This window comes from Streptomyces sp. NPDC002671 (assembly GCF_053592475.1).
The window spans coordinates 23,006-49,996 of record NZ_JBSFVU010000019.1 but is presented as its reverse complement, the minus strand read 5'-3'; the positions used below and the strand labels follow the sequence as shown (position 1 = coordinate 49,996).

At 67.6% G+C, this 26,991-nt stretch carries 25 protein-coding genes; 2 read left to right on the top strand and 23 right to left on the bottom strand.

Annotated elements, in window-relative coordinates; genetic code table 11:
- Window positions 1-67 precede the first annotated feature (67 nt).
- The 3 genes from ACWD35_RS27490 to ACWD35_RS27480 all read right to left on the bottom strand — a co-directional run bounded on the left by ACWD35_RS27490 (window position 68) and on the right by ACWD35_RS27480 (window position 3,721).
- The gene (locus ACWD35_RS27490) at window positions 68-1,957 is read right to left on the bottom strand and encodes an ATP-binding cassette domain-containing protein (protein WP_451353982.1); all 1,890 of its coding nucleotides are present in this window, start codon (window positions 1,955-1,957) and stop codon (window positions 68-70) included.
- 481 nt (window positions 1,958-2,438) lie between these two features.
- Complete coding sequence (locus ACWD35_RS27485; RefSeq protein WP_451353981.1) at window positions 2,439-3,560, bottom strand: phosphotransferase enzyme family protein; 1,122 nt, start codon at window positions 3,558-3,560, stop codon at window positions 2,439-2,441.
- A gap of 11 nt (window positions 3,561-3,571) precedes the next feature.
- Window positions 3,572-3,721, bottom strand: a complete 150-nt coding sequence (locus ACWD35_RS27480; protein ID WP_451353980.1) for a hypothetical protein — start codon at window positions 3,719-3,721, stop codon at window positions 3,572-3,574.
- Window positions 3,722-4,078: 357 nt separating this feature from the next.
- On the opposite strand from ACWD35_RS27480, the gene ACWD35_RS27475 reads away from it, so the two are divergent.
- Window positions 4,079-4,468, top strand: a complete 390-nt coding sequence (locus ACWD35_RS27475) for a hypothetical protein (protein WP_451353979.1) — start codon at window positions 4,079-4,081, stop codon at window positions 4,466-4,468.
- 76 nt (window positions 4,469-4,544) lie between these two features.
- On the opposite strand, the gene ACWD35_RS27470 is transcribed toward ACWD35_RS27475, so the two are convergent.
- The 7 genes from ACWD35_RS27470 to ACWD35_RS27440 form a co-directional block, all read right to left on the bottom strand.
- A complete protein-coding gene (locus tag ACWD35_RS27470) occupies window positions 4,545-5,546 on the bottom strand; it encodes a thioesterase domain-containing protein (RefSeq protein ID WP_451353978.1) in 1,002 nt (333 codons plus the stop codon).
- A gap of 39 nt (window positions 5,547-5,585) precedes the next feature.
- A complete protein-coding gene (locus tag ACWD35_RS27465) occupies window positions 5,586-6,557 on the bottom strand; it encodes a beta-ketoacyl synthase N-terminal-like domain-containing protein (protein ID WP_451353977.1) in 972 nt (323 codons plus the stop codon).
- Window positions 6,554-7,690 carry a beta-ketoacyl synthase N-terminal-like domain-containing protein gene (locus ACWD35_RS27460; protein WP_451353976.1) on the bottom strand — a complete coding sequence of 379 codons (1,137 nt, stop codon included), beginning with the start codon at window positions 7,688-7,690 and terminating at the stop codon, window positions 6,554-6,556. The genes ACWD35_RS27465 and ACWD35_RS27460 overlap by 4 nt, the downstream gene beginning before the upstream one ends.
- Window positions 7,687-9,468, bottom strand: a complete 1,782-nt coding sequence (locus ACWD35_RS27455) for an AMP-binding protein (protein ID WP_451353975.1) — start codon at window positions 9,466-9,468, stop codon at window positions 7,687-7,689. Before ACWD35_RS27455 ends, ACWD35_RS27460 begins: the two co-directional genes overlap by 4 nt.
- 174 nt (window positions 9,469-9,642) lie before the next feature.
- Complete coding sequence (locus ACWD35_RS27450; protein ID WP_451353974.1) at window positions 9,643-10,422, bottom strand: hypothetical protein; 780 nt, start codon at window positions 10,420-10,422, stop codon at window positions 9,643-9,645.
- Between the two features lie 94 nt (window positions 10,423-10,516).
- Window positions 10,517-11,233 carry a uracil-DNA glycosylase family protein gene (locus ACWD35_RS27445; protein ID WP_451353973.1) on the bottom strand — a complete coding sequence of 239 codons (717 nt, stop codon included), beginning with the start codon at window positions 11,231-11,233 and terminating at the stop codon, window positions 10,517-10,519.
- 122 nt (window positions 11,234-11,355) lie between these two features.
- Window positions 11,356-12,615 (bottom strand): class I SAM-dependent methyltransferase, encoded by a 1,260-nt coding sequence (locus tag ACWD35_RS27440; RefSeq protein ID WP_451353972.1) that lies wholly within the window; start codon window positions 12,613-12,615, stop codon window positions 11,356-11,358.
- A gap of 451 nt (window positions 12,616-13,066) precedes the next feature.
- Between ACWD35_RS27440 and ACWD35_RS27435 the strand changes: the two genes are divergently transcribed.
- Window positions 13,067-14,395, top strand: coding sequence for an XRE family transcriptional regulator (locus ACWD35_RS27435; RefSeq protein WP_451353971.1), 1,329 nt, complete (start codon window positions 13,067-13,069; stop codon window positions 14,393-14,395).
- Between the two features lie 1,189 nt (window positions 14,396-15,584).
- Here ACWD35_RS27435 and ACWD35_RS27430 read toward each other — a convergent pair.
- The 13 genes from ACWD35_RS27430 to ACWD35_RS27370 all read right to left on the bottom strand — a co-directional run bounded on the left by ACWD35_RS27430 (window position 15,585) and on the right by ACWD35_RS27370 (window position 26,958).
- Window positions 15,585-16,058 carry a hypothetical protein gene (locus tag ACWD35_RS27430; protein ID WP_451353970.1) on the bottom strand — a complete coding sequence of 158 codons (474 nt, stop codon included), beginning with the start codon at window positions 16,056-16,058 and terminating at the stop codon, window positions 15,585-15,587.
- 290 nt (window positions 16,059-16,348) lie between these two features.
- A complete protein-coding gene (locus tag ACWD35_RS27425) occupies window positions 16,349-18,676 on the bottom strand; it encodes a Helicase associated domain protein (RefSeq protein ID WP_451353969.1) in 2,328 nt (775 codons plus the stop codon).
- Window positions 18,677-18,778: 102 nt separating this feature from the next.
- Window positions 18,779-19,120, bottom strand: coding sequence for a hypothetical protein (locus ACWD35_RS27420; protein ID WP_451353968.1), 342 nt, complete (start codon window positions 19,118-19,120; stop codon window positions 18,779-18,781).
- Window positions 19,121-19,177: 57 nt separating this feature from the next.
- Entirely contained in the window at window positions 19,178-19,753 is a 576-nt protein-coding gene (locus tag ACWD35_RS27415; RefSeq protein WP_451354113.1) for a response regulator transcription factor, read from the bottom strand.
- 292 nt (window positions 19,754-20,045) lie between these two features.
- Window positions 20,046-20,636, bottom strand: a complete 591-nt coding sequence (locus ACWD35_RS27410) for a DUF6624 domain-containing protein (protein WP_451353967.1) — start codon at window positions 20,634-20,636, stop codon at window positions 20,046-20,048.
- Window positions 20,633-21,250, bottom strand: a complete 618-nt coding sequence (locus tag ACWD35_RS27405) for a hypothetical protein (RefSeq protein WP_451353966.1) — start codon at window positions 21,248-21,250, stop codon at window positions 20,633-20,635. The genes ACWD35_RS27410 and ACWD35_RS27405 overlap by 4 nt, the downstream gene beginning before the upstream one ends.
- 20 nt (window positions 21,251-21,270) lie before the next feature.
- Entirely contained in the window at window positions 21,271-21,750 is a 480-nt protein-coding gene (locus ACWD35_RS27400; protein WP_451353965.1) for a helix-turn-helix domain-containing protein, read from the bottom strand.
- 143 nt (window positions 21,751-21,893) lie between these two features.
- A complete protein-coding gene (locus tag ACWD35_RS27395; RefSeq protein WP_451353964.1) occupies window positions 21,894-23,129 on the bottom strand; it encodes an acyl-CoA dehydrogenase family protein in 1,236 nt (411 codons plus the stop codon).
- A 188-nt stretch (window positions 23,130-23,317) separates the two neighbouring features.
- Window positions 23,318-23,899 (bottom strand): GAF domain-containing protein, encoded by a 582-nt coding sequence (locus ACWD35_RS27390; RefSeq protein ID WP_451353963.1) that lies wholly within the window; start codon window positions 23,897-23,899, stop codon window positions 23,318-23,320.
- A complete protein-coding gene (locus ACWD35_RS27385; protein ID WP_451353962.1) occupies window positions 23,899-24,525 on the bottom strand; it encodes a GTP-binding protein in 627 nt (208 codons plus the stop codon). The genes ACWD35_RS27390 and ACWD35_RS27385 overlap by 1 nt, the downstream gene beginning before the upstream one ends.
- Window positions 24,503-24,874, bottom strand: coding sequence for a DUF742 domain-containing protein (locus tag ACWD35_RS27380; protein WP_451353961.1), 372 nt, complete (start codon window positions 24,872-24,874; stop codon window positions 24,503-24,505). Before ACWD35_RS27380 ends, ACWD35_RS27385 begins: the two co-directional genes overlap by 23 nt.
- Before the next feature lies 1 nt (window position 24,875).
- On the bottom strand, window positions 24,876-25,304 hold the full coding sequence (locus ACWD35_RS27375; protein WP_451353960.1) for a roadblock/LC7 domain-containing protein: 429 nt from the start codon (window positions 25,302-25,304) through the stop codon (window positions 24,876-24,878).
- 40 nt (window positions 25,305-25,344) lie between these two features.
- Entirely contained in the window at window positions 25,345-26,958 is a 1,614-nt protein-coding gene (locus ACWD35_RS27370) for an ATP-binding protein (RefSeq protein WP_451353959.1), read from the bottom strand.
- Window positions 26,959-26,991 lie beyond the last annotated feature (33 nt).

Below are 26,991 nucleotides of genomic sequence, written 5' to 3'. Positions count from 1 at the left end.
CTCCTTGACGGGGCCCGCCCGTCCCGCCGGGGCGGGGGGCGGGACGGAGGGGGCGAGGTGACGGCGGTCAGCGGTCCTGCGACAGTTCCAGGAGTTCGGCGAAGGTCCCGCCGGCGTGGACAAGGTCGTCGTACCGGCCCTGCTCGGTGATCCGACCGTGCTCCATCACGATGATGTGGTCGGCGATCTTCGTGTTCTCCAGGCGGTGCGTGACCACGATCGTGATGCGGTCGGCGGCGATGGCCTTGATCTGCTCGAAGATCTGGTGCTCGCCGCGCGGGTCCATCTGGGAGGTGGGCTCGTCCAGGATCAGCAGCCCCGGGCGCCGGTACAGGGCCCTCGAACACGCCACGCGCTGCCACTGGCCGCCGGAGAGCTCCGAGCCACCGAAGACGTCCCGGGCCAGGAGGGTGTCCAGGCCCGCGGGGAGGTCCTCAACGGCCTCGCGCAGACCGACCGCGTCGACGGCTTCCCACGCAGGGGCGTCGTCGTGAGTGCGGGGCTGGCCGAGGGTGACGTTCTCGCGGACCCGCAGCGGCCACTGTGCGAAGATCTGCGGCACCAGGCCGGTGTTTGCCCACACTGTGGCGGGGTCCACCTCGGCGAGGTCGGTGCCGTTCCAGGTGACCTTGCCCTTGTCGGGCAGGTAGATCCCGGTCAGCAGCCGGGTGAGGGTGGACTTTCCCGAGCCGTTCGCGCCGACGATCGCGAGGATCTGGCCGCGTCGCAGCGTCAGGGAGACGCCGTCCACGGCGGGCTTGTCCTTGCCGGGGTACTGGTAGACGACCTCGTCGAGCCGGATCTCCTCCGTCGGCGCGGCGTGCGCGTGCGAGCCGCGCTTGGGGGCGCGGGCGGCGGCGTCGTCGAGGAATGCCTGCATGTCGCTCAGGTACAGGCTGGTGTGGAAGACCGCGGCGCCGTTGATGACCACCTGGGACAGCGCGGCGAGCGTGGTCTGCACGGCGATGACCGCCGTCGCCGCGACCGCGAGCTCGACCCGGCCGGAGACCGCCAGCCACGCCAGCGCGCCCCAGGTCGCGACGAGGAAGACACCGCCGGCCAGCGCGGAGAGCAGGGCGATCCGCAGGGTCCGCGGCGCGGCGGCCAGGGTGCGCCGGTCGCACCGGTCGGACAGAGCCCGGTACCAGAAGATGAGGTAGTCCGTCATCGAGTTGGCGCGGACCTCGTCGCCGTACTTCGACTCGGTCGCCCACCAGCGCATCATGCCGCGCACGTTGCGGTCGGCGATGTTGGCGTAGTGGATCTCGTAGTCGACCCGGGCGGTCAGCACCGCGCCGACGCCGGCCGGCAGCACCGCGAGCAGGAGCGGCGGCAACATCCACGGGTTCAGCACCGACAGCACGCCGCCGGCGGTGACCATGCGGATCAGCGCGGACAGGAACCGCTGAGCGTCGGTGACCATGACGTGCGTACGGACCACCCCCATCTCGGCCGCCTCATGCCGGTCCGAGAAGCCGTCCTCCGCGTAGGCCGAGGCCTCCACGCGGCACACCGCCTCGACCAGCGCGGTGTCCGTCTCCGTGGTCAGCCGCGGAGTGATCCGCCGCTCGGCGTACGCGGCGACCGCTCCCGCCGCGCGTGCCAGCGCGGCGGCGAGCGCCACCACCAGCAGCGGCGGCAGGGCGCCGCGCAGCCGCTCGCCGGCGGTGCCGTCCCCGAGGACCGGTGCCATGGCGCGGGCCGTGGCGGCCAGCAGTACGGCGGCAGAGACGCCTGTGACCACCTGGCAGCCGAGCAGGAGCTGCACGGCCCGCCGGTCGGTCCGCCACGAAAGTCGCACGATCCGGCCCAGAACGGCCGGGATCTGGGCGCACATCCGCCGGAAGGAGACCTCGGCGAGCGGATTGACGGAGTACTGCCCGCTGTACGTGATTTCCGCTGGCAGGGGCGGCGGAGGCACGGTCTTCTGCTGTTCGTTCGTTGCGGCCGAGGTCAAGGCGGGTCCCCCTAAACGGTCGTCTGGCGTGGTCGTGAGGCTCAACGACCACGCCGAGATATCGAACTGGTGTATTTGAGTCGCTTCGGATTTCCCGAGATAGAGCGGCTGGGGCCGTATGGAGAATGCACGGACCCAATCCCCGCAACAGGTCTGTGAAGCAGTGCAGTTGGCCGAATCGCCGACAGTGGTGTCCCCACGTGCCCGTGGGCGACGTCCACGACGCGCGTCGACGCCGTGGTCGACGATCACGCGGCCCGCTCCTTCCAGTCGCCGGTGACCCCGACCGCGGCCGCCGCGCAGCCGGCCGTCACCGTCGACGGTGGCTGGCCGCGCGGTGTCCGGGACGGCGGTGTTCTTGACCGTGTCGAACTGGGCGGTCTGCTGGGCGGGGGTGCAGGCCCGGTGCGGGACGCCGAGGCCGCCGGCCAGGGCCGGGCCTGCGGCTTGCGTGGCCATGAGGGTCATGAGGGTCATGAACTCAGCGAAGAGTGGCACGCAGGGCCTCCTCTAAGACAGGTAGCTGGTCCAGCAGCATCAGATCGGCCTCGTACCGCGCCCTGCCGTAGGACTCAAGTGCGGCGTCGACGATGTGCGGACGCTTCACTGGTGCCGAGAACGGAAACGTCGAGCAGAGCACGGCTGCACAGCCCACTCGGAGCGAGGACGCGAGGTCGTTCGCGGACGCCTTGGGGTTGGCGTCCCGGTAGGCCAGGGTGAGATCGGTGTATCCGGTGAGCCAGCCCTCCACACCGTTGGCCAGCACGCTGCTGGGGTCACAGCCCAGACGCGCGATTTCCCAGGCGAGGTACCAGGGTGTGGGCGGTCGGAAGTCCACGAACGCGGCGGCATCGTCGTCCTTCAACAAGACGTTGGGGCCGGACAGGTCGCCGTGCAGGATCTGGACCGTCAGCGGTGGAAGCGAAGCGAGGATGCGCTCGACGCCACCCAATAGAGCTTGCCGTTCACGCGTCGCCTGCAGCGACCATGCCTCGAACTCCCCAAGCCTGGGCTTGCTCTGGAACGCGAGAATCAGACTCTCATAGCGGTCTCGTGCGGTAGCCACGTCACACACCGCGGCGCCAGGTTTCAGGGTGGGTGCGGCGGCGGGGTGAGCGGCGAGCCGACTGTGGAGGCGGCCCATCGCTGTGCCGACGGCTGCCCACCGTGCACCCCTCAGGCCGCCTTCGGCGGTCGCGGTGTGCGGCACGTACGACCACAGGGACATCGGCAGGGGGCCGTGGGTCGCGATGAGTTCGTGCTCGCGCGTGCGGGTTGCCCGCGCGGTCGCGACACCTCCGTCGGCGCAGTACTCGGACAGTTCGACTGACGCCCGCTCCAGATCCAAGTGCTCTCGAGTGCGATAGACCTTGACGAAGTGCCGACGGCCCGTCTGGTCCACGATGGCGTAGTTGTCCGTCGAGGTGCCCTCCGGGATTCGCGTTATTTCTGCCGGGTGCAGTCCGTACGCGAGCACCAGCGTGTCGGCGACCGCCATGATCTGCTCCCTTTCCGCGGTGCGGCCGGGTGTGGAAGGCGCGGCGACAGGCTTGGTGGCGGGCTGGTGAGATGCGGTGGACATGGTCTCCTCGTCGAAGCGCACAGCGATAGTGGTCAGATGATGAGCGGGCGGCAGGTGGTCGGGTCGATCAGGACGCGGGCATGAACCGCGGCCGCCAGGTGCTCAGCGAGCTGCGGCGGGCCGCGCCGGGTGCAGCGGGGCCGCAAGATCGCCGACGGACAACGCTCCGTCAATTCGGTCATCTGATTGCGCCTCCCTCGTTCGGGTTGTGGCAGTACCCGAGCCCGACTCGGCACCACCACCAGCCGGCAGGGGACCGGCCGACCAAGCCGACACCGCGGCGCCCTGCCGCGTGAATCGGCTGATGGAGGCGGTGAACGCGGTAACCGACACCGGCTTTTCGTGGCGAGGGTGACCAGTTCGGCATCGCACAGGCGGGGCGTAGGGCCGGCCGGCGGGCGCCGCGGCACCAGGCAGGGATGCTCGTCGCATAGAGTGCGGGCGCGCGGGTGTCCACGTCATTCGCCGAAAGATGATCTTGGACACCTTCGTTCTCGATTCCGCAGGCATCCCTCGGGCCGCACCACCAGGAGGAACCAGTGTCATCCCCGCAAGTGATCACCCCCGTGGAGAAGCTCGCCGAGGCGAAGAAGCAGCTGAGTTTCCCGCGTATTGTTGTGATTTGCGGCTCCACTCGTTTCATGGCCGAGATGGCTGAGGCCGATCTGCGGGAGACCAAAGCCGGAAGGATTGTCGTCAAGCCGGGTTGCGATCTGAAGTCGCCGCACGAACTTTGGTCCGATCCTGTCGAGGCTGAGGCCCTGAAGGTTCGACTCGACGAACTGCACCGGTCGAAGATCTTGCTCGCTGATGAGGTGCTCGTAGTCGGCGACTACATCGGAGACAGCACCCGAGCCGAAATCGCCTACGCCCGGTCACTGGGCAGGCCCGTGCGGTTCACGCACCCCGAAGTCGACCCCGACGCCTGAGGGCCCACCGCCACACCCTCCGCAGGCGCCCCTTGGAATTGGTCATATAGCGGGTGGCTTGGCGGTGAAGGCGGGCTCAAGCAGCGGCGGAACGCATCGCGGCCGTTATGGCGGCAGCGAGCGGCCGCCGGTGGCTCATGACATAGAAGTGGTCGCCCTCGTACCTCTCGAGTCCGCGGAAGTGCGTGGTGAACGCCTGCCAGGAGAGCAGACGGTCCTCGCCGATCAGCCTGTCGCGGCGGCCCCCGAATACCGAGAGCGGAACGGGCAGCGGTTCGGGGTCGCGGGGAGGAGCCCAGGTGTCCAGGAGTTTGAAGTCGTTACGGAACACCGGGGCGAACTTGCGCCAGACGGCGTCGTTGTCGAGGAGCTGCGGTGGGCTGCCGCCCACGTTCCGCAGCCAGCCGCGCAGTTCGTCGTCGGACATCAGGTGAGGGCGGCCGTCGGCGCTGGCCTCGACTCGCGGGGCGCCGTAGGCGGACACCCCCAGCCAGTCCGGGAGCGGGCCTCCCTCGCGGAGAAGTTGGCGAGTGAGCTGGTAGGCGATGAGTGAGCCCATGCTGTGGCCGAAGAACCCGAAGGGCCGGTCGAGCAGTGGAGCGATGGCGCTGTGGAAGTAGTCGACCAGCCGATCGCAGTCGTCGATAAGCGGCAGTGCCTGCAGCCGGCCTCGGCCGGGGGCCTCCAGGAGGCAGAGTTCCCAGTCCTCGGGGAAGTGCTCGGCCCAGCCCCGGTAGAGCAGGTGTGAGCCGCCGGCGTGGTGGAACATGAACAGGCGCGCGGCTGGGTCGCTCAGCGGCCTCGGGCGGATGAGCGGGCAAGCCGACGTCTCGTCGGCGAGCTTGGAGGCGAGGAAGGCGTGCAGCTCAGCGAGGGTGGTGGCACCGCTGACGGCCACGGCGTTCTCCGGGACGCCGTACGCGTTCTCCACGCGGGTGGAGATCTCGAGCATCAGCAGCGAGTCGATCTCGAGTTCGTCGGCGAAGTGCGCCTGGTCGGTGACCTCCTCGGGTTCGATCTCCAGTGCTCCGGCTATCAGAACGCGGAGCTCCTCGATGTTCACGGACGCAGTGGTCATTGGTGTTCCCCTGGCTCCTACGTGGATGGACGACTGCGGTTAAGGGGTCAGCAGCAGAGCGGCTGCCGCGTCGTGGTGAGGGCCTCCAGCTGTGGCGAGCACGTTCCCGGTGGTGGCGTCGCTCTCCAGATGGGCAGCCGCGGCAGCGCACTGCAGGACGCCCAGTGCTCCGGACAGCGGGCCCAGCTGGGCCTCCAGGTCGATCCGGCGAGCGGCTGCGAGCAGCTGGCACGCGCCGGCACCCGCCTCGTCGACGAGCCACAGTCCGACGGACTTCTCCTCCGTCACACCGGCGGAGGCCAGCGCCGCAGCGAGGTCCCGGGCCCGTGCGTACCCGGCGATCGTGGCGCGCGGCCGCGTGCCACGGGAAGCGGCTACGTCCGCTGACTCGAGGACGATCGCGACCGCCGCGTCGGTGGACTGCTCGCCGAGCAGCCTCGTCACCACCTCGTTGGCCGGTTCTACTCCGACGACGACGGCTGCTTCGGCGCGCCCGGCCACGATGAGGTTGCGGGCCCAGGCGAGGGCGTCCAGACCGCTCGTGGTGCCGTTGCAGACGGTGAGGTTGGGGCCGCGCAGCCCGTAGCGGATGGCCACCCAGCCGGCGATGACGTTGCTTGAGGTCTGGGGCAGGCCCAACGGGCTGAGGCCCCTGACGCCTTCCCGGGTGATGGTGTCGGTGGCTTCGCAGATACTGTCCACATTGCCGAGGTTGGTGCTGACCACGACGGCGGTCGCATTGGCCACGCCCGTGAGCGTGGCGTCGGCATCGGTCAGACCCGCGTCGTGGAGGGCGAACTCGGCGACCCGCAGGGCGAGCCGGGACGCACGGTCCTTGTGGCGCAGCTCGCGTCCGCTGAGTCCAGTAGCCGGGTCGAAGCCTCCCTCGCCGGGCAGCGGTCCGAGGAGGTCGCCGTAGGTCGCGACACCGGGGAGCGCCAGCCCGATGCCCGTGACGACGACCTCCCGGACGCTCGGGTTACTCATGCGTGCGGTGCTCGTCGTACTCATCGGGCTGCCTCCACGATCGCGACGGCGTTGATCCCTCCGAAGCCGAAGGCATCGACCTGAGCGATGTTCAGGTCGCCGGATACGGGGGAGCCCTGCACCAGGCGCAGTCCCGTGGCCTCGGGGATTGGGTCGGTGAGTCCCAGGACCGGGGGTACCGTCCCTTCCTTCATGGCGAGCACCGCCATCAGGAGGCTGAGGAGTCCCGAACCGCCCAGGGTGTGGCCGGTCATCGCCTTGATGGCGGTCATCCGCGGACCGGTTCCGGCGCCCTGGAAGATATGGCTCAGGACGCTCGACTCCGTCGCGTCGTTGAGGGGGGTGCCGCTGCCGTGCAGCATCACCAGGTCGATGTCTTCCGCCCCTACCCCGGCTCTGCGGTAGGCGTCCTGGACCGCGCGGGTGATGCCGGCGGGGTCGGGCGCGGTGGCGTGGTGGGCGTCGCAGTTCATGGACACACCGCGCACCCGGGCGTGGACAAGCCCTCTCCTGGTGCCAGCGTGCTGGACGACGACGGCTGCCGCGCCCTCACCCATCAGCATGCCCTTGTGCGAAGCGTCGAAGGGGCGCAGCGCGTCGGGGATGTCGTTCTGGACCCGGTCGAGCGTGCCGAAGCCGCTCTCGGTCACGGCGTCGGTGCCGGCGACGACGACCGTGTCGGCCATGCCTGCCTCGATCATGTCGATGGCCAGGCCGAGCGCGTACAGCGAGGCCGAGCAGGCGTTGGCGAAGGTGTACGTGGCGGACGCCGCGAGTTCCGCCTGCAGGGCGGTACCGAAGTGCAGATCCTCAAGAGCGACGTCCGCGCCGTCGCGCCACCACAGTTCGAGGCTGCGCTGCTCGCGCATGGTCGTCCCGACCAGCACGGGCACCTGGGACAGGTCCTCGCCCAGGCCCGCGTCGGCGGCCGCCTGGCGGACGACCGTGGTGAGCCAGCGGGTGGCGCGACCTGGAAAGTCCCCGCCGCCCCCGGGCCGGTCGTCGATCTCGTAGGCGTACCCCGCCCGGTACTTGCCCGGGTCGAACGCCTTCAGGGGCTCGCGGCTCTCCTGGCCCGCGCACAACGCGGCGAATATCTCTTCGGGGCTGGCGCCGATGTTCGCGACGGCGGCCATGCCCGTGATGTCCCAGGTCACGACTGTGCCGCCGCCTTCCTCAGCTCGAAGGCGGCGAGCTTGCCGGTCGACGTGGTCGGGAGCGCTTCACGGAACTCCAGACGGGCGGGCCGCTTGTAGGCGGCAAGCCCGCCACGGATCGCGGCGATCACCGCGCGCCGCACCACGGCTTCGTCGGATCCCGGCCGGACCACCAGGTACGCCACGGCCTGCTCCAGGCCATCAGCATCCCGGCCGCCGACCACCGCGCAGTCCTGGACCCCCTCAGCGCCGCGGATGACGTTCTCGATCTCACCTGGCGCGACCTTGTAGCCGCCCAGATTGAGCAGGTCATCGAAGCGGCAGAGATGGGTGAACGTGCCGTCCGGCGCACGGCGCACCACGTCGCCGGTGTAGGCGCCGCTGTCGGCGAAGGTGGCCACTGCGGCCTCCGGGCGGCCGATGTAGCCGAGGGCGACGGTCGGGCCGGCGATGTGGAGTCGGCCCTCCTCCCCGTCGGCGACGGGCGTGCCGTCCGCAGCGCGGACGGTCGCGGTTATCCCGGGCACCGGCACCCCGAAGGTGCCCGGACGCTCTCGTCCCGGTGGGGTGCCCACGACTGTGTAGAGCACCTCGGTGGCGCCGAGACCGTTGAGCAGCTCAGCCTGGAAGGCGGTGCGGATCCGCTCGCTGAGCGGAGCGGGCAGATTCTCGCCCGCCGACACGCACAGCCGTACGGAGTCGACCGCCGCCGTCTCGGATGCGTTCAGCAGCGCGGCGTACAGCCGTGGGACGGAGAACAGGACGGTGGGTTGGTGGTGTTGCAGAGCGGCGGTGAGCGAGTGGACGTCGACCGTGCCGCGGATGAGTGCAACGCGGGCGCCGGCCGCCAGAGGGCACAGGACCGAATTGCCGAATCCGTAGCCGAAGGACAGCCGGGCGCTGGAGAGCACGGTGTCCTCGGGAGTCAGCGCCAGTACGGTGCCGATGCCGTCGGCCATGGCCGTGATCGCTTCCGCCGAGTGCCGGACTCCCTTGGGCATGCCGGTGCTTCCGGAGGTGTACTGCACGAGCGCCTCACGCCCTGCACTCCAGGCGGCCGGGGGCCCGGCGTCCTGCGGGCGGCGTGCGGGGCCGGGCTCGGCCGTGGCCAGCGCGGCGAGGACGTCCGCGCCGGCGAACTGGGTTGTCGTGCCGAACAACTCCTCCAAGGCGCGTTGCCGCGTGGGGGCTGCGTCGAGGTGCACCATCGCGGCGGCACAGTTCTCGGCGATGTAGCGGACTTCGTCGTCCGTGAGCATCGGGCTGATCACCACGGGGACGCAGCCGTGCCACCACAGGCCGAGGACGGCGACGACGGTCGCTACAGAGTCTTCGGCGACCAGGAGGCCGCGGGCCCCCTCAGGCACGCCTGCCGCCCTGAGGGCCCCCGCGTACCCACGTGCCGCCTGAAGGAGGGCGGCGTAGGTGATCGCCCCCGCCTGAGGGTCGAGGTAGCTGATCCTTTCGCCCCGGCCGGCGGAGACATGACCCGCCACCAGGTGGTCGAGCAGGTCGACCCTGCGGAGGCTTGCCGCGCGTTCGCTGAGCACGGACACCGCGGCGTCCAGGCTGGTGAGGGCTGCCGCTTCCTCAGCGTGCAGGGCTCCGAACTCGCGCTCGATCGCGACCGTGACCGCAACCTTCTCCAGGGAGCTCATCCCGAGTTCCTCATAGAACAGGGCACTGGACTTGATGCCCTTCTTCTCGACTTCGAGAACAGACGCCACGATCTCTCGCAGCCTGTCGAGGACTGTATCGATGGGTTCTTCATCACGCACCGGCTGGGGTCCTTTCCGTATCTTCGTAGCCGAGAAGGGAGACCTGATTAGACAGAGAGCGAGAGTGGGTCGGAGACCTGCTTTCCCGCCCCTGATTCTTTCGCCGGAACGCCGCTTGTTTCCGGTCAGGAATTGAAGAGCGGAATTGAGTGCCGCAGCACTCGGCAGGAATGTTCAGGATTCCAGGCCGACCTCACAGGGGAACAGCACAGAAACGCCCTGGGGCTCCTCCGTGAAGATGACCCTCTTGGAAAGCGCGGACATGAAGCCGAGCTCGAAGATCGTTCCCTTTCCAACGCGGCCGCCGGGGTTGCATACGACCACAGCGTCGGCCCGCCTGAACGCGTCCACGTGCATGTACTTGTGCCGCCACGTGTCGCGATCGTTCTTCAGACCATCCTGGTAGTCGAAGAGGATGAAATCGGTCCCCACGGTCTCCGGCTTGACCCTCGTGGAAGGAGGGCTCAGCACCGCGGTACCGCTCCCGCGCAGACGGACTATGACGTCCTCGATGTACCCCAGAGACTGCTGGAAGCTGCCGCAGACAACAGCATTCCGGAATTCCCTCCGGGTCAGGCCTTCCATCAGGTCGTTCGACCCGCACGCGGCCATGCCTGTTTCCAGGTAGAACTGCTCCAGCTCAGGCCTGACTACGTTGAAGTAGAGGCCGGTGTCGACATAGATGCTGTTGACCAGTGCGGCCGCTTCCGAGTGCGGGAGCTGCTGAAAGACCCCGGTGGCGTGCAGGCGCGTGGTCTTGTTGTCAACGACCTCGCTGAATTCCGTGAGCCCGACGCAGAACTCGCCCACCCTTTCTGCCAGTGCCTCGTGCGCACGACTGCCTTCGAACGCGAGCCGCTCCCTTTTGAGAAGTTTCAACTCGCCGCCCTGGAATCGGTGGACGCTCACGCGTTCCGAGTTGAAGTGGACTAGGAGCCTGCCTTCTGCCGCCAATGTACTGCTCTCCTTCTTCTCGTTCCAGCGCGCTCGGATCAGGGACTTTCGTCTATTCAGCTGAGAGGTGGGCGCATTCCGGATAACGCAACGACTAATCACCCTGTCTACGGAAGGCGTCGAGATACTTCTCGACAAACTCTTCCTTCCTGTCCCCGTTGTATTGGGTGATGAAACGCGGGTGCTCCAGAGGAACGATCTCCCGGAAAAAGCGCTGACCCTCGTTCACCTTCGACAAGTACGCGAAGTTCTCACCAACGCCGATGCAGTAGCACACCGAGGTGTCAATTCCGAATGCCAGCTGGCGTTTCAGGGCGTTCACCATGAAAGACCCCAGAAGTTCCAGCAGCTTCTTGTTCTCGTAGTAGTTGCAGTTGACCTCTTTCCCCTTGGAGTTCGTTCTCACCACACCAAGAGGACACACAAAACTCATGACGAAGTCGGCATAGAACTTGCCGCGGCCCCCGTAGCGGCTGATGACGTCGTGCAGAAAGTCGGCGGAACGCCGGCTCACCGCGTAGCCGTCTACATCGACTCCCGTTTCGTCCTCGAGGAGCTTGGCATCTTCGAACGGGACCCCGGTCACCGCCGTTCCGCGTCGGGCCGGCGAGCTCCCCAGTACCAGACGGCGCGGCCTATCGTCGTCGTAGTACTTGTTGTAGAACGCAGCCGTCACATCCCGCACGCGCTCCTTCTGGGGGCCGGTGAACGGGTTGATGACCGCGAATCCGGGAGGAAGTTCAAGCGTTGTTTCCGCAAGCTTCTCGTTGAACCGCAGGATCCGACCGGCAACAGTCGCTCGCCCGTTCATTACAGAAGTCCTTCCTTTACGCTGGTCACTCTGAACAGTCAGGTCACGCCTGGCCGTCTGCGATTTAGTGCTCCCACAGAAATGGGGGGACGTCGTGAACGTGGCCGGCCGGAGTGAAAACACTAGGCGGAGATGGCCGACAGGTAGATCTCGGTACCTGTCGGGAACACTCGGATGTTCTTGAATCCGGCACAGTCGAGCTCCTCGCCAATCAGATTGGCTGTGTCCATCCCGCGATAGAGGTCGACGAACTCAGTGCCGGGGATGATCAGTCCTGGCACGACGCAGCCCCGCTGAGTATACAGAAATCCGTTGGCTACGGAGACGATAATCACCGCGCCCGGCTTCAGTACTCTGTGCGCCTCTAAGGCCGCTGCGGACGTATCGAAGAACGACGAGTTGTACGTTCTCAAGGAGACATACAGGTCGTAACTGTCTTTCGGTAGGGCAGACAGGTCTTCGGCGCTAGAGACGACAATTCTCGACGAGGGAATGCGTCCGCTTATATTCGCAAGGCCACGTTCCGCGATATCGACAAAGGTGATCTGCGGGCAATCTGAAAACAAGGCTACTGCTTCGTGGCCTGCTCCGACGCCGACGTTGAGGATGTTGACGGTAGACAGAGACCTTGTGGACGACCTCCTGTATACCGACATGAAGTCGTCGGTCCACCTCAAGTTGGCGACACGAGCGTCGTACGCGTAGTCATAGGTGCCGTACTTCGCGTCAAACGCTTCGGACAGTGCGTTGTTTACGGCGCGATCAGCCTCTTTGTGCTCGATCCCATATCTCTGGCAGATTAGAGAAGCGAGCGCAAACCTCCCCCTGTTCGCAATGACATCACTCCTGGAAAGCGCGAACCCCCTCGACCTCAGCCTGGTGGAGACGACTTCACTGATGCGATGTGTGGAGTAGTGGGGGTTGCACTCGATATTTTGCTCGCTCGCTGCGTAGAAATCCCGGTTCTGCTCGAGGATCTCGCGCTGCAAATCGTCGGGGAAGCGGTGTACATGACCTCGTGCAGTGACGGGATCGTCATCGAGGTAACTCGTCAGCGCGGGGTCTGGCAGACCGATAAAAACCCTGTCGATGCGCACTTCCTTCAAGAGCTCGGCGAGCTCAAACGACCAGGCCGCTGACAGGGTGTTGATCGTCAGATATACGCTGTGCGCGCTGGATGTTCCGAGTTTTTGAATCCTGTACCGCAGAGTGCGATACCAGGATGCGCCGCGTACTTCGCCCTCGAAAGCGGAGCAAATCAACTCGTCGTGTTCAGAAACGAGCGCAACGCCGACCCGCCGACCTGATTGCGGCGCCCTTTGTGCTATGCCAATGGCGTAGTTCATCCAATAGGTGCTGTTCGGGCTCATCTGGGCCTCCATGTCTCACCTTGCGCGGCACGCACGGGGGGTGCCCCTGTTCCTCGGGGACGTGGGCAGGCGGGCGCAGTCCGGGGATTCATGGCACGGACGTCCCTTGAGCGGAGCTGGCCGAGCTCTACCAGCTCGGCTCGCAGGGCCGGTGGCCGGCCTCGAAGCCGAACTTCTTGCCGATGGTGAAGGCCCCGGACGGCAGCGGAACGGAACTGAGATTCATGAGCTTCCTTCGCGCGTTGGGGATGAGGCGGCTTCGGCCGCCGGAGGAGTTCACACAGCGGTCGGCCATCGGGTCTGAGCCCTGGTGGGCCGTACGCTCACACCACGCACCTGACCGCTGAGATGATCGAGTGTCGATCAACTGTGTGTCTTGCAAAAGGAGTTGGGGGTCATCCTGCGGTAATCCCGGCCGTCGCGCAGCTACGCTCAGCGCAGGCACGCTTGATTGGATGACGACGTGGCCGAGAAGAAGCACCCGCTGGCACGGGCGCGGATCGTGCGCGGGATGACAGGGGTTGATCTCGCCCGAGAGATCCGTAGCGCGGCCAACCGCCGCGGGTTGAGATCGGGCGCGACTAAACAACGCGTCTACAAATGGGAAACAGAGGGCGTCACACCCGATGCCGACTCGCAGTCCTACATCGCCGAGGCGCTGGGGGTTCCTGCCGAGGTGGTGGACCCTCACTCGTGGCCGAACTGGCTGCCGGGCGTCGGCGGCATGGTGATCCCGCTCGGTCCTGCCAGCCCGGTTCCGGCCCTCCGAGAGGCATTGCGAACAACCATGGAACGCTCCACCCGCCGTACCTTCCTGACCGCCATCTCCGGTAGCGCCTTGGTCACGCTGGCCAGCACCTGGGCATCGACCGATACCTGGGCCCTGACGGCCGACTCGGCGCAAGGCTCCAAACCGGTCGGGGCGGAACTGGTCGCCCTGCTCGAAGAAACCAGCGCCCGCCTGACCGCCCAGGCAACCGAACAGCGCCAGCACACCGCACCTCTGGTTGACGCGCTCCTGACCACGGTCACGGACATCATCGAAGGCAGCCGGTACAACCGGCCGGTCAAACTGCGCCTCCACGCACTCGCCGCGAGCCTGAGCCAGACGGTGGGCTGGCACCGCTTCGACTACGGATGGCACGCCGAGGCGAGCCAATACTGGATCGCCGGCCTGCACAGCGCCCACACCGCAGGCGACCGCGACATGGGCGCGGCTCTGCTCGGCGACCTCGCCTACCAGGCCTCTTGGCGGGACGATCCACGTACGGCCGCCGGCATTCTCGAACGGGCCCTGTCCGGGATCCGGCACCCGGCCGCGCGGTCCCTGCTCCAGCTCCGGCTCGCCCGCGCCCTGGCAGCACAAGGAGAGCGCCGAGCTACCCTGCGGGCCCTCACGGCAGCCGAGCGCCTTCTCGATGCCTCGTCCGGGGAGCCGATGCCGGCGTGGTGCGCGTGGATGTCCAATGCCGATCTGGCCGTGGACTCGGGCCAGGCACTGCTCGACCTGGGAGACACCTGCCGCGCCCACCAGCTCATCCGCGAAGGCCAGAAGCTGCTGCCGCCCAGCCGCGACAAAACCCGTGGAGTCTTCCTCACCTACCAGGCGCGTAGCCACCTCCGCCTGCGAGAACCCGAACGCGCGGCCGAAGCCGCCCTGCAGGCACTCCAAGTTGCTCAGCGCATCGGTGCCCCTCGGTGCGTCAACCTGGTACGTGAGCTTGTACCGAGCTTCAAGACGTACCCGGGAGCCCAGGGTGTTCGTGAGCTCCTGGACCAGGTTGCTGCCTAACCGGACCCAGGAGGTTCCGCAGCCTCGGGCGGCGTGCAGGGCCGGCTTTCCCCCCACCCAGATCCGAGAGCGGTCGCTGTCCGCGGTAGACACGCACCGTACGGTCCGCGAGGCGTGCATCCCGATGTTTGCGGCGACCGAGCCCGTGACGTGGGACCGGTTCTGCCAGCTGTGGATCGCCCGAACCGCGGAGCCGCGGCAACGACCCCTGATCCACGAACGGGTACCTGGGCAGACGACCTGCACGGCAGTGCAGCCGAGGGTGTTGGCTTCGGCGTACAGTTCGCGTCGGCCGTCCTCCCCGGCGCCGCGGCCAGTCCTGCCTTGGCCTGCTGGACGGCGTGCCGCACCGCTTCGGCGAGCGGCGTGCGCGGGGTAACCGTCTCCGGCTCGGGACCGACGAGGGAGATCCGTTCGCGCGGCGGGCACTGTCCGCCCAGCACGGCGGCCCGCCACTGCGGGGCAGTTGTTACAGGGCCTTGAGCAGGACTTCAGCGCTCTCCCCGTGCGGGAGCCGACCTGGCGAGCCCGGCGACCACAGCGACCCATTTCCGCAGCGTCACGGGCCAGTTCGCCCGCGAGGTACGCTCTCATCGTCCGTACTGAGTCCGCGCGGCACACCAGCCTGTACACCGCGGCACAGTCGTGGTCCGCAAGCGCGGCCCAGATGTGCCAGGCACGCAGCTCGTCCCAGGTCAGCAGCGCGGCATCGTCGACGGCCACGAGGATCGTCGGCGCGTCGTGGTGGCCGAAGGTGGCCAGCACCGTTGGTGCGACGGCGATCCGCTCCACCGGCGTCGGATCCTCATGCAAGGCGTCTCGTTGGGCGTAGGAACAGGTCGCGGGATGGCCCGAGAACAGGCTGCACGACGCGTTCACGTCCCCACCCTTTCGGTCGCAGTCGTCGTGTGCGCAGCAACGCGGCTCCTCCGCAGTGGCCCAGACGGCCCACACCGCTCCGCCCCGGGGGCCGGCGAGCTCCCGGACGATCCCCTGGTGCCGCTCGCGTTCGTATTCCGCCAGCGCGCACACGACGGAGCCTCGCACCATCCCGGGAGCGTCGCGTCGTTCGACATGGGCCTGGTTGCGCAGCTCCTCGGTGACGCGCACCCGCGCCCCGCAGGTTCGTGGGCGGCTCGCTGCTACCACGGGAAGAGGTTCCTTTCGCTCGTATGGTGGCGAGGGGCGGTCAGGCGGCGCGCGGCGGGGGCACATCGTCACGGGTGAGGACTCCGTAGGCGTGGCCGAGGCGAATCAGGTGCGCCTCGTTGTCCGCGCCTGCCTTCGACACGAGCCGGGCGGTGGCGCCCTCAAGGTCGAACTGTTCGATGCCGGCATGCTTGGCGATGTCGGCCGCGGTTGAGTGCAGCGCGTGGGCCTGCCACAGCAGACACTCCTTCGCGTCGAACGAGGCCGGCGCCGCCACGGTCTCGGGCAGGGGCAGCTGTCCGCTGACGAGGCCCATCTGCACCTTGACCGGAGGCGTCTTGACCTGGAGCTTGTGGCCGATCTGCGCCGAGTGCCGGTTGAAGGTGGAGCGCGCCATGTTCAGATTGGCCGCACCGACGCCCGGATCCTGCCCGAGGGAGATCTGTTCGAGAACCAGACGCTCCGTGATGGTCAGGGGGGTAACGATGATGTTGGTGCCGGGAAGGCGGGTCATCTCTATCTCCGGTAGTTGATGGTCAGCGGTGCGCGCCGTGCGCGCGGTAGCGGGACAGCCCGGATAAAGGTCTGGTCAGAAAGCGAGCCGATCGGATCCGCCGTCGGCTTTGTCATTACGGCGCCCCGGGTCGGTGCGCGCCATACACCGGACTACGCGGCGGAGGTGAGGTTGTCCCACCCTGGGGGCCTGGTCCGGGTGCGTTCCAACATGCGGATAACGTTGATGGAGAGAGCTGCGCTGGCGAGGGTGCCGAGCGCGATGCGGCGCACCGCGTCGCCCCACTCTGTTCACGGCTGATTCCCTGGGGTGGAGGTGAGGCAGACACCGGCGTCGTGAAGCTGCTGGGCGTTAACTGCGGAAAGCTTCCCCTTCCGGTATCGGTAGAGGCACGAATTGAGCCACTGGCCCAAGCGGAGTTTGGCGGGCGGTTGGGTTACGTACTTGTTCGGCACGCGCAGGCTCCCGTGTTCGGTTCTGAAGTCCTTGAGTGCCTGAATGTGGAGGTCGAAGCGGAACCGTTGCAAGTCCCAGGCGAAGCCAAGATTATCGAGTTCTCTTCGCTGATCCTTGGTCAGTTTCTCTGACTCGTAACGGACACGCACGACCTGGGTGCCCAAGTTCCGGTCCTGGACGGTGTATTCCTGCCGCACATCGAGGTGGCCATACTTGTGTCTGAAATGGGTCAGGTCGGCGATGAATTGACCCCACCAGTCAGGGGTGTTGTCCCACACGAACCCCTCGGCGTCCAGGGCCTTCACCTTGGCGGCGTCGACCTCACCGCGGCCGTGAGCGACTCGAAGTCTCGCGGCGATGGTGCCGAGATTGAAGGTGGTGCCGTCGTCGTGCTGGGCGACATAGTCCTTGTGAATGTGCAGATGACCGTGCTTCTTTTTATAGGCGCGTAGTTGATGGATTAGCAGCTGGAATCTGTGCTCTGCGTATGACCAGACCATGCCCAGCGCTTCCATCTGCTGTATCTGGCTTTGGGTGAGGGCGTCCTCGCGGTAGCGGCGGCGCAGGTCGGATATCCAGATGCCCAGCTTCAGCCCGGTAGAGGTGATGTGTCCCTGGGGGACAAGGAGGTTGCCGTACTTCGCAAGGTAGAGCTCGGCGGCGCGGAGGTTTTCAGACCAGGAGGAGGTCGTCATCCGGACGGTGCGTACGCTGACTGCCTGGGCGAATCTTTCGGGCACAGGGATCCCGCTGAAGGAGAGCCAGTCCGGCAGCATGTCGGCCGGGCGGCGCCCGACGTCGGGCTCTGCCAGCGTGCGCCGGGTGGTCTCCAGCTCCAGCGACAGCTCCTCATCGTGCGAGGCAAGCGCCCGCACGGTTTGCCAGACAGGACCGAAAACAGAGGAGGACAGTGCGGTTTCGGGGTCCTGACCGGCATCAAGGACGACCGGGACGATGATCGATGCGGTCTTTGGTCTGCTGCGGTCACCACGGCGCAGGGCACGCCCGGTGGCCTGGATGGTGTCGATCGTGCCCCGGGCGTTGAGGAAGCACACCGCGTCGACTGCCGGCACGTCGACGCCCTCGGACAGCACCCGCGCGTTCGAGATTACGGTGAGGCCCTCGTCGTCTCCCGCAAGCCGGCCCAGGGCGCGACGCCGTTCGTGCGGATTTTGGTTGCCGTGGACGAAGTCGGCCCACAGGGATGTGGGCCGCTCGTGGGGGGCGAGCAGGGCATAGGCGTGCGGGAGCAGGACGGAGAACCACTTCGCGTCCTGGACGCTGCGATGAAAAGTGATCATGCGGCGGATCCCGTGCTCGTGTGCCGCACGGAGCACGGCCAGCTGCGTGGCGAGCATGGATGCGGCGACACCTGCCTTGCCGACCTTCAGGTAGGCGTCGGCCGTCCCCAACAAGGCTCTTACCTGCTTACCCGTGACGACGGGCACCACGAGGCGGTAATCCGCCAGCAGCCCGAGCTGGATGGCTGTGGCGAAAGACAGCCGATAGGCGACAGGCCCGTACAGGCGCTCGTCGGCCATGCTGATCACCTCGTCGTGATCTCCGGTCACCACCCGCGGCGTCGCGGTCAGATAGAGCCGGCGCCTCACCGCGAGGACGTCGTCATAGTGGATGGCTGCCCAGGACTTTCCCGCGGCCCCGGCAGTTCGATGGGCCTCGTCGATGACCGCGACGTCCGGCGCGGCAAGACCGTGGAGGGCCTGGGCCTCCGTCAGGACGCCGAGGCTCGCGTAGGTACTGGCGATCGTGACCGGCCCGGGCATCGAGGCAAGTTGTGCCAAGTGGCCCGCGTCGACGGTCACCGCGGTGTCCGCGGCCTGTGCCTCCTGGCCACAGCGGCGCGCGCCCAGGATCTCCTTGTCGGAGCACACTGCGACGATCCGGCCCAGCGCCGGCCGCCCGAGATGATCCGCCCACTCCCGCATCGTCTGGTGGACCAGCTCCAACGTCGGGACGACGACCAGTCGCTGCCCCTGGCCGGCCGCGGCGACGCGATGCGCCACCTCGGCCCCTACGCGGGTTTTCCCCGTGCCGCAGGGCAGTACCCCGGTGGCGCGGCTGGTGGCGGACAGAACCTTGCAGGCCGCGTCCGCGGCCTCGCTCTGGTGCGGGAACAGCGCACGCTCGGATGCCTTCAGCATCGGTGATTCTCTGTTGCTTTCTGTATGAGGGGAGGCGGGCACTGTCGTGTCGGCGCGCGCCCGCGCTGACAACGGGACCGCTACCCGCCGGATGGGGGCTGGTCAGGCGGCCGGATCGACGCGTTCGCGGTAGATCTCGATGACCGCGTCGAGGTTGTACGTCACGGCCACGGTGTGGTCCTCGGGCAGGCCCCGCCTGTCGACGACTTCGACATGCACGACGGCCGACGGCGTGAAGCCGCTGGCTTCGGTGCGCCGTACCAGGCCGGTCACCCCGTACTCCGCCGCGCTCACCAATTTCTGCGAGTCGATATGCGTGGTTACCAGCACGGTCCTGGGAGAGCTGGTGCGCCGGATGTGCCGCAGCAGGCGCAGGACGTCTTGGTCGAACGTGTCGAAGACGAGCATGACGACCTCGGCGACGCTGAAAGCGGCATACGGCATGGAGCGTCTGCGAGGCGGCATCCTCGCTGCGGCCGCCTCGCGCATGGCACGGGCGCGTCATATGAGGCCCTGCCGCATCGCGTACGCCACCGCGTGCGACCGGTTGCGTAGTTCGAGACGCGACATGACAGCGTGCATGACGCTCTTGATGGTGCGCTCGGAGTAGGAAAGCTTCGCCGCGATGTCGGCGGTGTCGAACCCCTCCGCCACTAGTCGCAGTACCTCGATCTCGCGATCCTGCAGACCGGCGAAGCTGAGCCCACGCGGGGCCAGGACCTGGTTCTCGAGCCGTCCGATACTCTCCAGGAGCCGCCCTACCAGGTCGGGGGGCAGGTGCCCGTCACCGTTGACGGCTGTGCCGATGACGTGGATCAGGTGATCGGGCGTGGCCTCGGCCCGCCGAACCACCCCGGAAACCCCGCACTCCGCGGCACTCACCAGCTGCTGCTCGTCGATGTCGGTGGTCACCAGCACCGTGCGCGCCGTGCTGGTGCGCCGGATGTGCCGCAGCTGCCGCAGCACGTCCGCGTCAATGGTGTGCACGACGAGCACCACGACCTCAGGCGCCGGATCGGCGGTCTCGCTCAAATCGGTCAACGTAACCTCGGGGCGGACGCGCAACTGGCTGGTTATCCCGGCCTGCGAGATCGGGTCCTGGGCGCGCAGTGCCACTACAGTCCGTCGCACGATCACACCCCCTCGTCCCTAGCGATCGGATCACTGCTCACCGCAGACTCCCCTTACCGGCGCCACGGTCGTTTGCCATGAGACGTGTATCGGACCAACTCGCGAGCGCGAGATCCTTGGGGTCGGTGCGGGTCCGGCTGCGGCGGATTGGCTTGGGACGGGGCTTCCTCGATCAGCGTCGTCTCTGTTGAGGCGTCGTCAGGGTGCGAGGAAGCAGCAGCCTGGAGGCGGGGAGGTGTCATGCCGCACCTGCCAACGTGTTCAAGACGTCGCCGGAGGCGTCGGCAGAGCCTGGCAAGCCGACGAGTCGCTCGCGCAGTGCGGCCAGCGCGATGTCGGCGGGAGGCAGGCCGAGAACGGCGCGGCGGGTATCGAGATCGGCCGCATCGCGTACGGGGTACGGCTCCGCCAGTCCGCCAGGGCCAACGCGGTACTGGGTGCCGAACTCCTGCGGTTGCCGGCTGTTGGCCAGGGCCCGGTCGTGCAGATGGGCCCACTGGTGTGCGGGGGCGTCGTGGGCCATGACGGCTTGGCGCAACAGGTGGGCGGCGGTCCGCTGGAAGTCGGGGTCGTCGTCGGCGTGCAGCGCGATCAGCCACGCGGCGCGTGCGGCGGCCGAGCCGAGGAGTCGGTGGCCGGGCCATCCTGCGTGCTCGGCGACGATCCTCCGTAGTACCCGAGCGTTTGCGTGATCATCGTGCCGACCCCGGCCGAGCTGGACACCGTCGAGCTGGTTGCGGACGTGGCGGGCCCAGCGGTCGGTCGATCGCTCGGCACGCGCCAGTAACTCGCGGGCGAGGGCGGGGCGGAGCGGTTCGGCGCTCGTCATGAGGGTGAACCTGTCGGGACGGGGACGGTGGAGTCGATGACGTTGGCGAGGGCGGGGCGATGCTCCGCAGCCAGTTGTAGACGGGCGATTCGCTCACCGCCGACCGAGGTCCCCGTCCCGACGTGGCTCCAGCCCAGGTCGCTGACATAGGCGATGAGGTGGGAGACAGGGTCCGCAGGGAGGTCGGACCGGGCCAGTAGGGCTTCCGTACGCACCCAGGACCGGCCGCGCCGAGCGGCGACATCCGACGCCCAGAGCGTCAGCACCCGGGCGACACTGATCCCTGCGAGGCCGGGCAGCGTGTAGACGTGCCTGAGGAAGACGCTCGAAGCGTCCGTGATACCCCAGTGCCTCAGATTCGGATCCAAGTCGAGTATCAGGCAACAGACCAGGACGCCGTCCTCGAACAGGCCCACGCTCTCGGTCCGCACGTCACGGAAGAGGGCGGGGACGTCCACACGGCTGGGGACCGGCAGGCCCTTACGAGTGAGCCAATCAAGCCGGTCGACGACGAGGGCCGCGGCCTCCGCGTGCTCGGCACTGGTGCGCAGGGGACACATCTGGTAGGCGGCGTACGGTCGGTCGGGGGCGTCAGGCAGCTGCCGATCCTGCACGGTCCGGGATCCCTGACGACTCACCGGCTTGCTCCTGCGGTCGACGCGTGCTGGCCCGTACGGTCGAGCAGGTTCCACGCGCGGGCGAAGACGACGAGCTGGGTGGTGGCATCTGCTCCGGTCTTGTCGAGCAGCGCTGCGAGCGTGGAGTGGTAGTCGCGTGAAGCGATGCCAGCGGCTCGTGCGATGTCGTAGGGCCTGGTGCGCTCCGTGATGGCGTGCAGCAGCCGCAGTTCCTGCTCGTCCAAGTCCGGCACGGTCGTGGTGGTGTCGGGTGGGCTGACGAGTTCCCACTGGAACAGGCGGTCTACAAGGACCGCGGTGGAGCAGCGGAAGGGGCAGGCGAGCTTCTTGCGGATCTTGGTCTTGAAGACGCTGACCGTCCCGCACGTGATGCCGAGCTTGTCGGAGATCTCGTGGTCCTTGAGCCCGTGGGCGAGGAGGGTTGCGATCCGGAGCTCTCCCTGGGTGAGGGCGGAGGGCGCGGTTGTGGTGGTCATCGGGATATACCTGGTGTTTCGGGTTTAAGGGCGTGGGTGTGATTGGGGGCCTGTCGCCGATCCCCGACGGGGGCGGGGACCGGCGACAGGGGTTGGGCCCGTGCACGGCGGTGTGTCAGGAAGGGACCGCCGCGCACGGGGGCTCAGGCGGGGGCGGGGTCGCGGTGGGCCCAGGGCCTCTCGACCGCCAGGCGCTCGGACCAGCTGATGACGCCCTCGTCCAGGGCTGCGTCGGCGAGGCGGATGCGCTGGACCTCGCCGGTCCCGGCAGGCGCGTAGGTGTAGGGGATGTCGCGGTACAGGCGCTGGAGGACGGGGGCGGCGAATGCGTGCGCGCCGTGCAACTCCATGGCGTCCTGAGCGGACCGGGCAGCCAACTTGTGCCCTTGGTACTTGGCGTTGATCAGTTCCGGGTCGCAGCTCTGACCGTGGTCGAGCAGGTGGACGGCCTGATAGGCCAGGTCCCGGGCCGTACGGAGACGGGCTTGCATCTCGCCGAGGCGGTCGCGTACGACGGGGTGGTCGCAGAGGCGTTGGCCGTAGCGAGGCCGGCCTTCGAGGAAGCGCGTGGTGGTCTCCACGAGAGCCTCGTGGATGCCGAGGCTGACGGCGGCGATGTTGGGCCGGCCGTAGAGGATGCTGCTGCTCTGGCCCACCGCCAGGCCCTGGCCGACCTCGCCGATCACGTGCTCCTCAGGCACACGGACGCGGTCGAGAATGAGTCGGCCGGCGGAGAAGCCGTGCAGTCCGAGCCCGGGCCGGTGACGGGCGAGAGTGAGTCCCTTGCGGTCGGACTCGACGAGGAACGCGGTCAGCGCGCGGCTTGCGGTGATTCCTGGTTCAGCCGTGCGGGCGAGGACGATGTGCGCGCCGGCGAGGTGGCTATTGCCGACATGAGCTTTGCGGCCGGTGATCACCCACTCTCGGCCGTTGCGTTCGGCAGTGGTCTCGATGCCGCCGATGTGGCCGCCGGCGTCCGGTTCGGTGGAGGCGATCGAGACAAGCATCGAGCCGTCTGCGACCCTCGGGAGCCAGCGGGTCTGCTGCTCGAGTGTGCCGAAGTGCTGCAGTGCACCGACCGGGATCAGGGTGGCCTGGAGGATGGCTGCGACCGCCGCCGAGACCCGAGCAACCCGGTTGATCAGTACAGTTTTGGCGACGTGCCCAGCGGCGAGGCCACCGAACTTCCGGGGGATGGTGATGGCGAACCATCGACGCTGGGCCATGAGTTCGGCGACCGCGCGCTCCACACTGCCTGGAGATGCCTCCATGCACCCGACGCGCTGGGCGACGTGCTCGGCCGCGAAGCCGTCGGCCTCCCGCCACAGCTGCTCATGCTGGCCGGTGAGGTAGGGGCGGAGCGCTGGTGGGACGGTCATGGTCGTCTTCCTTCTCCCTGGGTGAAGGTCGCACGGTGGTCTGCGGCCGGATCTGCCGCGGCGGACGTCCGGGTGGGGGTGGCACAGCACGGTTGATGCGCGGCTGCGTCGATGACGTGATACGTCGCCTGCCTGCTCGGCGCCGAACACGGCGGCGAGCAGCCAGCGGGCACTGGAAGGGCCCTCAGTTATCGCTGCAACTGCTGGTTGATGACGTCGAGTGTCTCTTCCCCGAAGCCCTTGATCAGGTCGACCCCGGCACGGCCCCACTTGTTCTCGACGGTGCTGACAGCGCAGATGGTGCCGAGGCTGATGCCCGTGGGGCGGTGGATGAGCGGCGTTCCGAGGTAGGACTTGACGCGGAGCTTGCTGATGGCGGTGTTGCCGGACCATCGCGGCATGTCGAGGACGTTGTCCAGGGGAAGGGAGCTGCGCCGTTGCAGGGTGTGCACGCACCATCCCTCGCTGAGGGGCATCGTTCGCAGGTTGGTGGTGGGGGGCGTGCTGGCCTGGCTTGCGCCGCTCGTCGCGGGGGGCAGGTAGAGCCCGACGAAGTACTGGTCATCCTGGATGATGTTGACCATGGTGCCGATTTCCTGGTGGCCGACCAGTTCCGATGTCGCCTCGGCGAGCCTCCGAGCGAGGGCGTCGAGCTCCGGAATGGGCCGGTCCTCCCCCAGCCCGAGATGCGGCAAAAGAAGCTTCCGTTGTGCGAGTTCGGGATCGGTGGGTGTGTCGTGGAGGCCGCTGGTGGGGTTAAAGGTGGGCATCAGGCTTCCTGGGATTCACGAGTCGGAGCGGAGGAGGCGTGGGCGAGGGCCCGCTCGCGGGCGTGCCGGACGAGGGTGATCAGCACCTGTCGCGCGGAGGCTCGAAGACGTGCGTCGCACGAGATCAGCGGGACGTGCTCGCTCAGCTGGATGGCATCGCGTATCTGCTGCTCCGTGTAGCGGTGGGCGCCGTCGAACTCGTTGACGGCGACGATGAACGGCTGGCCACGCTGTTCGTAGAACTCCACAGCGGCGAAGCAGTCCCCGAGACGCCTGGTGTCAGCGAGGACGATCGCGCCGATGGAGCCGCGGGCGAGGTCGTCCCACATGAACCAGAAGCGGTCCTGACCGGGAGTGCCGAACAGCTGCAACTGGACGCGGATCGGCGGCAAGGGCAGCGTGATCCGGCCGAAGTCCAGAGCCACCGTGGTGGCGGTCTTCTGTTCGACACCACGGAGATGGTCGGTGCCGACACCCGCCTGGGTGAGGTCTTCTTCCGTGCGCACCGGAGGAATCTCGCTGACGGCACCGACGAAGGTTGTCTTCCCGGCCCCGAAGCCGCCGCTGATGACGACCTTGAGGGGAAGGACAGCGGTGTCGGTGTCAGATGTGGTGTAGGGCCGCAAGGACTCTCTCCAGAATGTTTACGTCGCATTCGGCGTTGCGGATGCCGACGGGCATGGCGTAGACCACGTAGCCGTCGTCGATGAGATCGGACAGCAGGATCCTGACGACCTGCAGCGGCAGGCCGGCGCGGCCGGCGACTTCGGTCACGGACCGCGGTCCCTCCTGGCCGCACACGTCCAGGACCTGGGCGTGGTGTGGCTGCAGCAGCATGGCGGGCGGGTCCGCGCTGGCCTGCAGCAGCGCATGCCGGGCGAGTTCATGGGTCGGAGTGACACGTCCGCGCACCAGGGCGTAGGGGCGCACCGCACCCAGTGCTTCGTTGCGCCACGCGCTGCCCTCGGTGGTCATGTCACTGCTCCGGCCAGCCCGCGCCTGCCGCCGGTACGCGCGGGGCGACGGTCAGGTTCTGGGGGAAGCGTGTGATCAGCATGGACGCCTCGAATCCGATCATTCCGGGGTCGGCCTCGTTGGTCGCGAGCACGGTGAGCAGGGCTCCGCTGCCGGCGGCCATGATGTAGAGCTGGCCGCCCTCGACGTCCATGAGGATCTGGTTGACACCGGTGGCGCCGTTGAGGAGTTCGGCGGCTCCCTTGGTGAGGGAGTGCACGCCGCTGGTGATGGCGCTCAGCCTGCTTGCGGTGGCGTCGTTGTCATCTGCGAGATTGTGATGGGCGATCGTCAGACCGTCGGTAGAGGTCAGCAGCGCGGCGCGGGCACCGGTGGTGTGAGCGACGAAGTCGTTGAGCAGCCAGTCGATCTCAGGGGCCTTGGCTTCCATGGTCGGTCTCCAGGATTGGGGGGCATTGGTTGGTGGGGGTTTATTCGGTGTCCTGCGCTGTACCGGAAGCCTTCTCTCGACCGGCGTTGAACCGCGCGAACACCCAGGGGTCGGCTGCCTTGCGCTCGGGCGCCGGGGTCTGCGGGCGGTCCTGCAGCTCCGGGACGAGGTAGGACTGTGAGAGGTCACGGGTGGGCAGAGGGGGCGCTTGTGAAGGTCGGCCGGCCGCAGGAACAGCGGGGACATGGGTACTGCCCGGGCTGAAGGACGCAAGATCCGGGGGGCGCCTGGGCAACGGCGGCGATGGCGCTGTGCCACGCTCAGGTGCGGGGGACGTCCCCGCCGCCGCGCTGGGCCGGCGGGCGACGGACATCTGCAGCGTGGCGGAGGTGAGTCCGGGATCCGGGACCTCGGCCGAAGCGGGGTACGTGGAAGTACCCGGCTGTCCGCCGGCTTGTGCCTCCGGCGACTGGTCCCCGGGGAGGAGAAGCCGGTTTGGAATCAGGACAAGGGCCTGGTTGGACCCGTAGATGTTGGCCTGAAGCCGGACCGTCAAGCCGAGCTTGTGGGCGTGCTCGGCCACCACGCGCATCCCGATGCGGCCGTCACGGGCGAACTCACCCCCGAGCTGTCGTGGGTCGCTGGCCAGGAGTCGATTGAGGCGCTGCACGGTGGTGTCAGGCATGCGTTTGCCACGGTCGTCTATCTCGATGACCACCCCGGCCGGCACTCGCTCGGTACGGACCACCACCGGTGTGTCGGGGGACGAGAAGTTGGTGGCGTTTTCGATCAGTTCGGCTAGGAGGTGGACCAGACGTACGGTGGCTTCTCCGACCACGAGATCGTCGATCACCGTCACCTGCTGCACTCGCCGGTAGTGCTCTACCTCGGAGATGGCGTGCTGGATCACCGCGGGAAGCAGAAGTGGCTGCGCTGACCGGCGTGGGACGGCCCCTCCGACCAGTGCGAAGCTGTCGGTCAGGCGGCGGATGCGCGTGACGCCATGGTCCAGTCGGAAGACCAGGGGGAGGACCTCGGGATCCTCGATATTTTCTTCGAGCCGGTCGAACCCGGCCAGCACCTGATTGACCAGGCTCTGCATCCTGCGACTGATGGTCAGCAGTGCCGCCTGCTCCAGAGATGCCGAGCTCTCGGCCACGCACCGCTGCACATCGCCGACGAACTCATCGAGGTGACGTTCCAACTGGGCGGCAGGATCTTCTCCCACGGGCGCCGCGTGGGGCCGGCGAGTCTGGGGCGACTCTCCCTTCTGTACCTGGTTGACGGTTGCACGCACATCGCTCAGGGCCTCGGGCAGAATGGCGCGCAGCCGCGCGAAGAACTGTGCCACTTGCTGGTCGTGTGCGTTCCTCTCCTTCTGCGCCTCCACCACGGCGGCGGCGCCCACCCGCCAGGCAACGGAGGCAGATATGACGCTTCCGGTCGTGACCGCGATCCACACCGGCCACACCTGCGCAGACAGCTCTGATGTCGTCCTGAGTGAGTAGGCGGCTAACAGTAGGAGGGTCACGGCCACCGGCAGCAGAACGATCAGCCGGATTCGATGGCGCAGCCCGAACCGGGTTGCCCGCTGGTTTGCCGGCGCCGCGCGATGCCGCTTGACCGGACGGGTGGGGGACGCGCGGTCCGACATGGAAATCCTCAAGGAGTAGGTGATTTTTTTTGG

Bases quoted from the DNA above. Each gene is read 5' to 3' on its own strand.
- ACWD35_RS27480 (WP_451353980.1), bottom strand. From the start codon at position 3,721: ATGACCGAATTGACGGAGCGTTGTCCGTCGGCGATCTTGCGGCCCCGC.
- ACWD35_RS27470 (WP_451353978.1), bottom strand. From the start codon at position 5,546: ATGACCACTGCGTCCGTGAACATCGAGGAGCTCCGCGTTCTGATAGCC.
- ACWD35_RS27465 (WP_451353977.1), bottom strand. From the start codon at position 6,557: ATGAGTACGACGAGCACCGCACGCATGAGTAACCCGAGCGTCCGGGAG.
- ACWD35_RS27445 (WP_451353973.1), bottom strand. From the start codon at position 11,233: ATGAACGGGCGAGCGACTGTTGCCGGTCGGATCCTGCGGTTCAACGAG.
- ACWD35_RS27440 (WP_451353972.1), bottom strand. From the start codon at position 12,615: ATGGAGGCCCAGATGAGCCCGAACAGCACCTATTGGATGAACTACGCC.
- ACWD35_RS27430 (WP_451353970.1), bottom strand. From the start codon at position 16,058: ATGACCCGCCTTCCCGGCACCAACATCATCGTTACCCCCCTGACCATC.
- ACWD35_RS27425 (WP_451353969.1), bottom strand. From the start codon at position 18,676: ATGCTGAAGGCATCCGAGCGTGCGCTGTTCCCGCACCAGAGCGAGGCC.
- ACWD35_RS27420 (WP_451353968.1), bottom strand. From the start codon at position 19,120: ATGCCGTATGCCGCTTTCAGCGTCGCCGAGGTCGTCATGCTCGTCTTC.
- ACWD35_RS27410 (WP_451353967.1), bottom strand. From the start codon at position 20,636: ATGACGAGCGCCGAACCGCTCCGCCCCGCCCTCGCCCGCGAGTTACTG.
- ACWD35_RS27400 (WP_451353965.1), bottom strand. From the start codon at position 21,750: ATGACCACCACAACCGCGCCCTCCGCCCTCACCCAGGGAGAGCTCCGG.
- ACWD35_RS27395 (WP_451353964.1), bottom strand. From the start codon at position 23,129: ATGACCGTCCCACCAGCGCTCCGCCCCTACCTCACCGGCCAGCATGAG.
- ACWD35_RS27390 (WP_451353963.1), bottom strand. From the start codon at position 23,899: ATGCCCACCTTTAACCCCACCAGCGGCCTCCACGACACACCCACCGAT.
- ACWD35_RS27380 (WP_451353961.1), bottom strand. From the start codon at position 24,874: ATGACCACCGAGGGCAGCGCGTGGCGCAACGAAGCACTGGGTGCGGTG.
- ACWD35_RS27375 (WP_451353960.1), bottom strand. From the start codon at position 25,304: ATGGAAGCCAAGGCCCCTGAGATCGACTGGCTGCTCAACGACTTCGTC.
- ACWD35_RS27370 (WP_451353959.1), bottom strand. From the start codon at position 26,958: ATGTCGGACCGCGCGTCCCCCACCCGTCCGGTCAAGCGGCATCGCGCG.